This window comes from Tatumella terrea (assembly GCF_039523755.1).
GTDB lineage: Bacteria > Pseudomonadota > Gammaproteobacteria > Enterobacterales > Enterobacteriaceae > Tatumella > Tatumella terrea.
This window is the reverse complement of record NZ_BAAAFX010000015.1, coordinates 53,211-63,239: the sequence shown is the minus strand read 5'-3', so window position 1 is coordinate 63,239 and position 10,029 is coordinate 53,211. Positions and strand designations below refer to the sequence as shown.

Sequence of the window (10,029 nt, the reverse complement as noted above, 5' to 3'; positions counted from 1 at the left end):
CCGCGCAGCGGCGGGCAGGCTTGTCGCAAGGCTGGGAGTGCAGAGGGCGCGGCCCTGCGCCCTTTGCCCGGTCGCCCCCGGCGGGGCTAAGGCAGCATGCCTTAATATAAAGCGAACGGAATACTCACCATACTGAGATAAAAAACCTCTTCCGGTTTTTCACCGGTCCCATACCGGCGGGGCAAAGGCAGCCTGCCTTAACATAAAGCGAACGGAATATTCACGATCTGACATTAAACAACAGCCAAATTCATTCCCACAGACTGAGAAAAAATCCTCCGGTTTTCTCCGTGCTACAACCCGGTGACTTACCGCGACATCGCACCGCTGAGCGAGCGAATGCGTCCAGGACGAGCCGCAGGGACGCGGCGAGAGGTCACGCTGAGCAGGAGCGAATCGTGACCGGTCCGTCAAGGACAAATGAGTGAGCGAAGGTACCGTGCAGCGGCGGGCAGGCTTGTCGCCAGGCCCGGAGTGCAGAGGGCGCGGCCATGCGCCCTTTGCCCGGTCGCCCCCGGCGGGGCTAAGGCAGCATGCCTTAATATAAAGCGAACGGAATATTCACTGTCCTGAAAAAGCCATCTTCCGGTTTTCCCGGTGCACCCCCCGGACGGTCCGCGAAAAAGTGGCGACCCGGAGTATTCCGGCGTATGTTAATATTCAGAGTTATCAATAAGTCCCGTAACAATACCCGGAATTAACTTAATTTGCGTCTCTTTACCCATAATACCGGATAGCAACAAGAGTGTATTACTATATACTTTAAATACTTAACGGCATCCTCCCTCGGAGAATCTCTTGCGAGTTCAGCGCTCCCTTACCATTAAACAAATGACTACGGTTTCTGCCGTAGCAATATTGGTTGTCTGTATTTTTATTGCGGTGCAATTATTTCATTTTGTTCAGCAACGCATTACAGAATACGCGCAGCAAATGGAAAATATTGCTCACACCATCCGGCAGCCATTGTCGGAGGCGGTGCTGAAAGCCGATATTCCTACGGCAGAGCAGCTTCTGAATACGCTGAAACCCGCAGGTATTCTGGGTCGGGCGGATATTCTTCTTCCCGATAAATTACAGACCCTGCATGTGGACTTTACCGGTACGCAGTCCGTACCGCCGCTGATGGCGCATATCTTCCGTCTGCCGGTCAGGATCTCTGTCCCGCTGTACCCCGCAGAACAGGCCGGGTTGCCGAAACCTCTGGCCTGGCTGGTTCTGGAAGCCGATAACGGCCGGGTCTATCAGTTTGTGATCAGTACGCTGTCTACCATGGTGATCACTTATCTGTTACTGGCTCTGGTACTGTCCGTTACCGTTAGCTGGTTTATTAACCGCCTGATGGTGCATCCGTTACGCAGTATCTGTCAGCAATTGCAGGATAAAAGCGGAAATAACGGGAACAGTACTCACCTGCGGCTGCCGCAGGGGCACAATGATGATGAAATCGGTGTACTGGTCCGTTGTATCAACCAGAATCAGTCATTAATGGCATCCATTAATAATGAAGTCGAACGACTGAACACCCATTTTAAACTGACAGATTTACCCAACCGCACGCTGTTTCTGGCCCTGCTGGACCAGTATCTGCACCAGAAGAAAGCCAGTCAGATCGTGGCGTTGATGGTGGTTCGTATTGAGGTATTACCGGATATACTGACCCCGAAAAATAAAGATACTTTTCAGTTGCTGATGGCACGTAAGCTGCGCCGGGCGATGGGGACGCAGGGTATCCTGTCGCAATTGTCGGACAGTGATTTTGTGATGTTTTATGAACATTCGGCCCAGCCGCTGCAATTAATGCGTCAGGCACAGTTACTGATGGAAGAACTGACGCTGCCGTTAAATCTTCAGGATGTCCCGTTACGACCAGCGGTGAGTATCGGTCTGGCGGTAATGGAGCAGGAACCCTTAAAAGCTGCAGAATTTCTGGAGCGCGGGATTTCGGCGATGACATCGGCCGGTCAGGAAGGTATTAATCAGATCCTGTTTTTTGACCCCGTGTTGGAGGAACGTGCCCGGCTGAGAATGGCACAGTTCCACGACATATTGCAGGGGATTCATAATAAAGAATTTGCGCTCTACCTTCAGCCGCAGGTGAATATGGATACCGGCGCGCTGGCAGGGGCTGAGGCTTTATTGCGTATTCGCCGTGAAAATGGCCAATATGCGCTGCCGGAAGATTTCATTACTACGGCTGAAGATATCGGTGTGATGCCGGAAATCGGGCGCTGGGTCTTTGAAGAGGCTTGCCGCATCCTGAATGTCTGGCAGTCGCACGGCATTACTTTACCCCTGAGCGTGAATACCTCAGCGCTGCAATTACAGGATCCGTCGATGGTCAGCCATCTGCAGAATCTGCTCAGCAGCCTGAACGTTAATCCGGGCAGTTTTGTGCTGGAACTGACGGAGACCGCTAAAATTTCTGATACCGAACGGGCCATGGAACTTCTCCGCCCGATTGAAAAAACCGGGGTATCTGTCGTGCTGGATGACTTTGGTATGGGATATTCGAATCTGCATTATTTGCATCAGTTCCGTTCATTACCGGTCAGACGTCTGAAACTTGATCGCAGCTTTGTTAGTGCCTTGCCTGCAGATGATACAATGGTCCGTATTGTGTCTTCGATAGCCGGCATAATGCAGTTGGATGTTATTGCAGAAGGCGTCGAAACGGTAGAGCAACGGGACTGGCTGATTGACCGTGGTATTCATATTGCGCAGGGCTATCTTTATTCGCCGGCATTACCGGAGCAGGAATTTAACAAACGCTGGCTGGGTTTATCTGACAGCACACCGAAAGGTCGTTAGATTTTCGCACCTCCTGCTGTCGCCGGGGTGGACTGGCGGCCGGCAGAATGTGAGGGTGCCGTTCCCTGATGCTGAGGGCGGGGCAGGCGTCAGCCTCCGGCAGCCGGAAAGTAAATTAAGACATTCTTTGTACAAAAAAGCTGACTAAAGGCAGGAATTGATCCTCTTTCATCAACTTTTTCGATGAATCCCCGCTTTTTCCTTGCCGCTCCTCCGGACTTTTGCATAATAATGCCCGAAATTATTCTGAATATTTTTTTCTGTTGCTGCGTGACATCCTGTTTTTTCTGCGGTCAAAAAAGCGATGATCTATTTAAAACAGGTTCAGCTCTGGCTGAAGACCACGTATCACGATGAATTACCTGTGAAAATAATATTTTCACCATTTGAAATTAGGGGTTCACATGCAGGGCACCAAACTTTTGCACTGGATGGGCGGGATTTTGTTCGCAGCGACCAGTTTTACGTTGCATGCCGAGGCCCTTCAGCCAGATCCTGCCTGGCAGCAAGGGAAACTGAAAAACGGATTCGGCTGGCAGGTACTTTCGACGCCACAGCGTCCGTCAGATGATGTGGAATTACGGCTGGTCGTCGAAAGCGGATCACTGAACGAGAACACATCGCAGACCGGTTACAGCCATCTCCTGACACGTATTGCACTGGTGCATAATACGGCGATCACCCCTGCTCAGCAGCGTGAGATATGGCAGCAGAGTATCAATAAGCAGGGCGCATTACCTCCAGCGATTACGTCATATGATTACACGCAATATAACCTGAGTCTGCCCGCTAACCGGCCAGACCTGATGAAAGATGCGCTGCAATGGCTGGCCGCCACTGCCGGCAATATGTCCATTGACCCGCAGATCGTTAATACCGCAGAGGCAGCCTCAGACCCTACCAGTACCTGGCCTGCGAATCCGGCCTCCGCCTGGTGGCGTTACCGGCTGAAAGGGTCGGCGTTATTAGCCCATGATCCTCAGGTCAGCCCCGTCACGCCGGTTAACCTCCCCGGGCTGAGTGATTTCTACCATCAGTGGTATACCCCGGATGCGATGACGTTATATGTGGTCGGGAATGTAGATAGCCGTGCATTATCCGAACAAATCAGCAAAGCCTTTAGTCCGCTGAAAGGCAGACGCAGCACTCCGGCACCGATGGCCATATTACCGCCACTGACGGGTAGGGCCGTGGGCCTGGCAGACGATGAGCGGGCCACCGACAGGTTGTCACTGATCTGGGATATGCCCTGGTCACCGATTACCGATTCACAGACATTACAGCAGTACTGGCTGGAAGATTTAGCCCGTGAGGTGCTTTACTGGCATCTGCATCCGGCCACCGGAGATAACACCGGGCCAGATGCGGTGTTCGGGCTGGACTGTCGGGTCTATTATCAGCGTGCACAGTGCGGACTGAATATCGATACCTCCGGGGATCATCTGCCAGCGCAACTTGAGCGGGTAGCAAAAGATTTTGTCACATTACGCGACAAAGGCTTGTCTCAGGATGAATTTGATCATCTGATGACCGCGAAACTGGCTGAACTCAACACGTTGTACGCGACTTATGCCAGAACCGGCACCGATATCCTGGTTGCCCAGCGTTTGCGCTCACAGCAAAACTCGGTGGTGGATATTTCTCCGGAACAGTACCAGCGTTTACGGCAGGCATTCTTAGCCGGCCTGACCGCAGACACATTAAACCATCAGCTGCATACCCTGCTTGCTCAGCCCTTTACCATGGTGCTGGTACAGCCGAAAAATGAGCCAGCGATTCCGGTCAATAGTCTGCGGGAAACGTTTGATAATATTGTCACTCCTGACCAGAACGACGTTACCCTTCCGGTCAGTACAGCGACATCTGCGGCTTCTTCCTAGCGGGGGAGCAGTACAGAGTGCTGTGGCGCTGATCAACGACGGATCAGCTACGCCACAGCACTTTGATGATATGGTAACCGAAGCTGGTTTTTACCGGGCCGTAAGGCGTCAGTAGCGGGCAGGAAAATACGGCTTTATCAAATGCCGGAACCATCTGACCACGACGAAATTCACCCAGCTCACCGCCTTTCCTGCCGGAGGGGCAGGTGGAGTGCTGTTTCGCCAGTTGCTGAAAGCTGGCTCCTTTTTGCAGGCGGAGTAATAATTCTCTGGCCTGTGCTTCTTCTTTGACCAGAATATGTAATGCGGCGGCTGTCTTTGCCATATCTCGACTCCCTGAATCTGAGATGTGTATACTTGCCGCCTTATATACCATCCTTTAAGTCACAAACAGAGCGATTTCTTATGCGTTTAAACCCCGGTCAGCAGCATGCCGTCGGGTATGTTACCGGTCCATGTCTGGTGCTGGCGGGCGCCGGTTCTGGCAAAACTCGTGTGATCACCAACAAAATTGCCCACCTCATTCGGGAATGCGGGTATCAGGCCCGGCATATCGCCGCCGTGACCTTTACCAACAAAGCCTCACGGGAAATGAAAGAGCGTGTGGCGCAGACTCTCGGGCGAAAAGAGGCCAGGGGATTATTTATTTCGACCTTCCATACCCTGGGACTGGAAATCATTAAGCGTGAATATGCCGCACTGGGAATGAAATCGAATTTTTCCCTGTTTGATGATCAGGACCAGATGGCGCTGCTGAAAGAGCTGACCCGCCCCTGGCTGGAAGAAGATAAAGCACTACTGCAGCAACTGATCTCGACCATCTCTAACTGGAAAAATGATCTGATTGATCCTGCGGGGGCCGCGGGTCTCGCCCGCGCCGGGCAGGAGGCCATTTTTGCGCACTGTTACCAGTTGTATGATCAGCATTTACGCGCCTGCAACGTGCTGGACTTTGATGACCTGATCCTGTTGCCGACGCTATTGCTGCAGCGTAATGAGCAGGTCAGGGAACGCTGGCAGCAGCGTATCCGCTATCTGCTGGTCGATGAGTATCAGGATACCAATACCAGCCAGTATCAGCTGGTCAAATTACTGGTCGGTTCCCGGGCCCGTTTCACGGTGGTGGGAGACGATGATCAGTCGATTTATTCCTGGCGAGGTGCCAGGCCGCAGAACCTGGTGCTGCTGAAACAGGATTTTCCGGCCCTGGAAGTGATCAAACTGGAACAGAATTACCGCTCTTCGCAGCGGATACTGCGTTCTGCCAATATCCTGATTGCTAATAATCCACATGTGTTTGAAAAGAAACTGTTCTCTGAGCTCGGGGAAGGGAGCCTGCTGAAAGTTATCACCGCCAACAATGAAGATCATGAAGCGGAAAGAGTGACCGGGGAGTTGATTGCTCATCACTTCATTAACAAAACCCATTACCGCGATTATGCCATTCTGTACCGGGGAAACCATCAGTCACGGGTGTTTGAAAAACTACTGATGCAAAACCGTATTCCCTACCGGATTTCCGGCGGGACATCTTTCTTCTCCCGTCCCGAGATCAAAGATATTCTGGCCTACCTGCGGGTATTAACGAATCCGGAAGATGACAGTGCCTTTCTGCGGATTGTGAATACGCCGCGACGTGAAATCGGCCCGGCAACGCTGCAGAAACTGGGCGAGTGGGCCGGCATCCGGAATAAAAGCCTGTTTCATGCCAGTTTTGACCTCGGTCTGGGCGAACGCTTACCGGCCCGCAGCCTGGAACATTTGCAGCGTTTTACCCATTGGCTGAATTCGCTGGTAACGCTCAGTGAACGGGAACCCGTGGCCGCCGTGCGTGACCTGATCCACGGTATTGATTACGAAAGCTGGCTGTATGAAAGCTCTGCCAGCCCGAAGGCCGCCGAAATGCGGATGAAAAACGTGAATACTCTGTTCCGCTGGATGACAGAAATGCTGGAAGGCACGGATCTCGATGAGCCGATGACGCTGACACAGGTGGTCACCCGTTTTACCCTGCGCGATATGATGGAGCGGGGAGAGAGCGATGATGATCAGGACCAGGTGCAACTGATGACCCTGCATGCGTCAAAAGGTCTGGAATTTCCTTATGTGTATCTGGTCGGGATGGAAGAAGGGTTACTGCCACATCAGAGCAGCATCGACGAGCAGAATATCGAAGAAGAACGTCGTCTGGCGTACGTGGGAATTACCCGCGCACAGAAAGAGCTTACCTTCACTCTGTGTCGTGAACGTCGTCAGTATGGAGAACAGATGCGTCCGGAGCCCAGTCGCTTCCTGCTTGAGTTACCGCAGGATGATTTAGTATGGGAGGGGGAACGTAAAAAAATGAGCAGCGAAGAGCGCATGGTCAACAGCCAGAGCCGGGTGGCAGGCTTACGCGCAATGCTTGAGCAGTCTAAAAAGCAAAACGGCTAAGTTTACCGGCCCGGAAGGGCCGGTATTGCCGCTTAGCTCAGGGTCAGTGTCCAGTGGACATAACTCTGATAGTGACATTCCTGTTCCAGAAACTCAGCACGCAGCGGATGGGCTTCCAGCCAGCCTGCGGGCAGCGTCAGGTGCATCTCTTCGTCATCGGCCTGTAACCTGACAGCAGGTAACGTATTGTCACGGCGCCGGCTGGAAAAAATGATCGCCAGTCTCAGTAACCGGCAAATTCGTTCTGCCAGCCGGGGGGGTAAAGCGTTCTGCCGGGCCAGCAGCGCCAGATCAATACTTCCCTGCTGGTTTTCCAGTAACGAAGACAACAGGTTTTTCTGTGCCGGCGTAAAGCCAGGAAGATCGAGCGAGCGGACCAGATACGCCGAATGACGCGGTGCCTGGCGGTGGTCAACACTGAGGCCTATTTCATGAATAGCACAGGCACTCTGCAATAACTCCCGACAGCGGGCATCCAGCTTCCAGCTCTGGCTTACCTGACGGAAAAAAACCTCTGCCAGTTGTTCCACACGCGTGGCCTGTTCGGCATCGATGGAAAAACGGTTCTGGATATTGTGTAAGGTCCGGGTACGGATATCTTTGTCGATAGGCAGGTTCAGCATACCGTAGACCAGCCCTTCACGCAGTGCGCCTCCGGCCAGGGTCATGCTGTCTATCTGCAGTTCACGGAAAATGGCAATCAGGATAGACAAACCGCTGGGGAAAACCAGCGCACGTTCCAGTGTCAGTCCTTCAATTTCCAGCTCTTCAAGTTTACCGCACTGAATAGCCCGCTGTTTCAACTGCAACAGTTTGTTCAGGGTGATCTGTTCATCCATCCCCTGAGCGACCATGATTTCCTGCAGTGCCTGAACCGTTCCTGAAGCGCCTACGCAGATTTTCCAGCCATGCCCGCGTAATGTGGCGGCCACTTCGCGGACTTTTTCCTGTGCCGCGAGCTCTGCACGCTCAAAATTGGCTTTGGTCAGGCAGCGATCGGTAAAGTAACGCTCAAGCCAGGTGACACAGCCCATGGACAGGCTGAACAATGCTGTCGCCTCGGCCCCTGAACCGGTGACCAGTTCGGTACTGCCGCCCCCGATATCGACGACCAGGCGCTGGTCCGGCCCCCCGGTGGTATGGGCGACTCCCTGATAGATAAGGCGGGCTTCTTCTTCGCCGCTGATGACCTCGACAGGGCACCCCAGAATATCCTCTGCCACCGACAGAAACTGCTGTGCATTCGTTGCCAGACGCAGGGTAGCGGTCGCGACCACACGGATCTGGCTGACGGGAATATCCTGCAGTTGTTCTGCAAATAAGCGCAAACATTGCCAGCCCCGGGCCATCGCTTCGTCAGAAAGATGATTTTCCTGACTCAGGCCGGTCGCCAGGCGCACCTTACGTTTGATCCTGGCAACGGTCTGGATGCTGCCGGAAATACCGCGCACCACCAGCATATGAAAACTGTTAGAACCTAAATCAATAGCAGCATAAAGTGATGATGCGCTCTGCATGGCTGACTTAACCTGAACGTTTACGGTTATTGTTGCGTGGAGGCCCGTTTCGACGATTGTTATTACTGCTCCTGCGGCTGTTATTTGCCGGACGGCGTGCCAGCCGTTTAGGGGCAGGTAAATCTGTCAATAAAGCTTCACTGTTATACTTACTGACCGGGATATTGTGGCCAATGTATTCTTCGATGGCCGGCAGATTAAGCGCATATTCTTCACACGCGAGGCTGATAGAATGTCCGCTGGCACCTGCACGCCCGGTCCGGCCTATACGGTGAACGTAATCTTCACGGTCATCCGGCAGGTCGTAGTTAAACACATGTGTCACTTCCGGAATATGTAATCCACGCGCAGCAACATCGGTTGCCACCAGAATATCCAGATTCCCTTTAGTAAAGTCTTCCAGAATACGCAGGCGTTTTTTCTGTGGGACATCACCGGTTAACAGTCCGACACGGTGGCCATCTGCCGCCAGGTGCCCCCAGACATCCTCACAGCGATGTTTGGTATTGGCAAAAATAATGGCGCGATCAGGCCACTCTTCTTCGACCAGTGATTGCAGTAAGCGCATTTTCTCGTCGTTAGACGGGTAGAAAAGCTCTTCTTTTATGCGGTGACCTGTTTTCTGATCAGGTTCAACTTCGACATATTCTGCATTGTTCATGTGTTCAAATGCCAGTTCACGCACACGCCATGACAGGGTCGCGGAAAACAGCATATTCAGTCGCTGAGAAGCCGCAGGCATCCGGCGGAATAACCAGCGAATATCTTTGATAAAGCCCAGATCAAACATCCGATCGGCTTCATCGAGCACCACAACCTGGATAGCGCTCAGGTCGATGTAGTTCTGTTTGGCATAATCAATCAGTCGGCCGGTGGTACCAATCAGGATATCAACACCCTGTTCCAGAACTTTCAGCTGCTTATCGTAACCATCACCGCCATAGGCAAGCCCCAGGCGTAATCCGGTGCTCTGTGCCAGGGGTTCTGCATCGGCATGGATCTGCACCGCGAGTTCGCGGGTCGGAGCCATGATTAATGCCCGTGGCTGATTCACTTTTCGGCCTTCTGCGGCCGGGTGAGAGAGTAAATAATGGAACGTTGACGTCAGAAACGCCATCGTTTTCCCCGTACCGGTTTGCGCCTGACCCGCGATATCACGCCCAGAAAGGGTGTAAGGCAGTGCGAGTGCCTGAATCGGTGTACAGTACTGAAATCCTTTACTATCAAGGGCTTTCACTACCTGAGAGTGCAGCGCGAAGTCGGAAAACTTCTTTTCTGTTAAGTGTGTTTTGCTCATAGTGTGGTAGAATATCAGCTTAATGTCGCTTTACGAAAGCGTATCCAATGAAATAAAGTCAACTTACGTTGATACATTTTACGCCAATTCA

The 10,029-nt window shown here is 52.6% G+C and carries 6 protein-coding genes; 3 read left to right on the top strand and 3 right to left on the bottom strand.

Annotated features, from left to right (window positions below; translation table 11 throughout):
- The first annotated feature begins 798 nt into the window (after positions 1–798).
- Both hmsP and ABD035_RS11860 read left to right on the top strand, forming a co-directional pair.
- The gene (gene hmsP, locus ABD035_RS11865) at positions 799–2,811 is read left to right on the top strand and encodes a biofilm formation regulator HmsP (protein WP_343870399.1); all 2,013 of its coding nucleotides are present in this window, start codon (positions 799–801) and stop codon (positions 2,809–2,811) included.
- A gap of 404 nt (positions 2,812–3,215) precedes the next feature.
- Positions 3,216–4,691, top strand: coding sequence for a M16 family metallopeptidase (locus tag ABD035_RS11860; protein ID WP_212714239.1), 1,476 nt, complete (start codon positions 3,216–3,218; stop codon positions 4,689–4,691).
- A gap of 43 nt (positions 4,692–4,734) precedes the next feature.
- On the opposite strand, the gene ppiC is transcribed toward ABD035_RS11860, so the two are convergent.
- Positions 4,735–5,016 carry a peptidylprolyl isomerase PpiC gene (ppiC, locus tag ABD035_RS11855; protein ID WP_212714238.1) on the bottom strand — a complete coding sequence of 94 codons (282 nt, stop codon included), beginning with the start codon at positions 5,014–5,016 and terminating at the stop codon, positions 4,735–4,737.
- 80 nt (positions 5,017–5,096) lie between these two features.
- Between ppiC and rep the strand changes: the two genes are divergently transcribed.
- Complete coding sequence (gene rep, locus ABD035_RS11850; protein WP_212714237.1) at positions 5,097–7,124, top strand: DNA helicase Rep; 2,028 nt, start codon at positions 5,097–5,099, stop codon at positions 7,122–7,124.
- Positions 7,125–7,156: 32 nt separating this feature from the next.
- On the opposite strand, the gene gppA is transcribed toward rep, so the two are convergent.
- Positions 7,157–8,641, bottom strand: coding sequence for a guanosine-5'-triphosphate,3'-diphosphate diphosphatase (gene gppA / locus ABD035_RS11845; protein ID WP_343870395.1), 1,485 nt, complete (start codon positions 8,639–8,641; stop codon positions 7,157–7,159).
- 7 nt (positions 8,642–8,648) lie between these two features.
- Positions 8,649–9,938, bottom strand: a complete 1,290-nt coding sequence (rhlB, locus tag ABD035_RS11840) for an ATP-dependent RNA helicase RhlB (RefSeq protein ID WP_212714235.1) — start codon at positions 9,936–9,938, stop codon at positions 8,649–8,651.
- Between the last annotated feature and the right edge of the window lie 91 nt (positions 9,939–10,029).

What these genes read in the sequence shown, in the direction of transcription:
- ABD035_RS11860 (WP_212714239.1), top strand. Translation starts at nt 3,216, where the DNA reads ATGCAGGGCACCAAACTTTTGCACTGGATGGGCGGGATTTTGTTCGCA.
- ppiC (WP_212714238.1), bottom strand. Translation starts at nt 5,016, where the DNA reads ATGGCAAAGACAGCCGCCGCATTACATATTCTGGTCAAAGAAGAAGCA.
- rep (WP_212714237.1), top strand. Translation starts at nt 5,097, where the DNA reads ATGCGTTTAAACCCCGGTCAGCAGCATGCCGTCGGGTATGTTACCGGT.
- gppA (WP_343870395.1), bottom strand. Translation starts at nt 8,641, where the DNA reads ATGCAGAGCGCATCATCACTTTATGCTGCTATTGATTTAGGTTCTAAC.
- rhlB (WP_212714235.1), bottom strand. Translation starts at nt 9,938, where the DNA reads ATGAGCAAAACACACTTAACAGAAAAGAAGTTTTCCGACTTCGCGCTG.